The sequence below is a fragment of the Streptomyces niveus genome (assembly GCF_001723055.1).
Classification (GTDB): domain Bacteria; phylum Actinomycetota; class Actinomycetes; order Streptomycetales; family Streptomycetaceae; genus Streptomyces; species Streptomyces niveus.
Window position 1 is genome coordinate 1 of sequence record NZ_MDCR01000551.1, and the last position, 796, is coordinate 796.

Here is a 796-nt window from a genome sequence, read left to right on the forward strand (position 1 = left end):
CGGGCGGTCGTACGTGTAGCCGTACTCGATCTCCCGGAACGGGTAGTCGCTGGTCGCGATGGAGTCCACGGAGGGCGGCTGTTCGTCGAGCGCCAGCCTGTGCAGACCGTCGACGCCGGTGCTGGAGCGGAGTTCGCTGTAGCCGATCGCGCCCGGCACGTCCTTGACGGTGTTGACGACCTGATTGGTCTTGTCGAGTTCGCAGCGGAACGTCGGCCGCGCCGGGTCGGCCTTCTGGCGGCAGTCCTCGACGGTGTGGACGTCCTGCTCGTTCTCGTCGCCGGAGAGGATCTTGCGCTCGAAGATGTCGCGGGTTCCCGAGCCGTCGGTGCGGCTGATGAGCTTGACGGGCAGGTCGGGTCCGGGGGTCCCGTCGGCGTCCCGGACCTCGTTCCAGTTGCGTACCTTGCCCTCGTAGATCCGCTTCACCTCGGCGGTGCTGAGCCCGTCGAACGGCACGTCGTCGTTGACCACCATGGTGAACACGGAGACGGCGACGCGGTGTTCGACCAGGTCGGCGAAGCCGTCGGGCTTCGGCCCGTCGGAGAGGGCGACGACGGACTTGGAGGCGCTGGTCGACAGTTCCCGCACCCCGGCCGCGCTGCCGTCGGCGTCCACGCTGATGTCCGAACCGGGGCAGTCCTCCTCGTACTTCGCGGCCAGCTTCCGCGCCGTGGGCTCGAAGGCGGTCGACCCGGTGAGAGTGAGCGTGCCCTTCTCGCAGCCCATCGGCCGGCCGCGCCGGTCGCCGCCCAGGACGATGATCGAGGCGAGCGTCACGACGCAGACCGTCAGC

Annotated in this window: 1 protein-coding gene; it reads right to left on the minus strand. The window is 69.2% G+C overall.

Annotation, left to right across the window (positions count from 1 at the left end; genetic code table 11):
• On the minus strand, window positions 1–780 hold a 780-nt coding region (locus tag BHU15_RS37495; RefSeq protein ID WP_171908539.1), incomplete at its 3' end, for a PstS family phosphate ABC transporter substrate-binding protein.
• Window positions 781–796 lie beyond the last annotated feature (16 nt).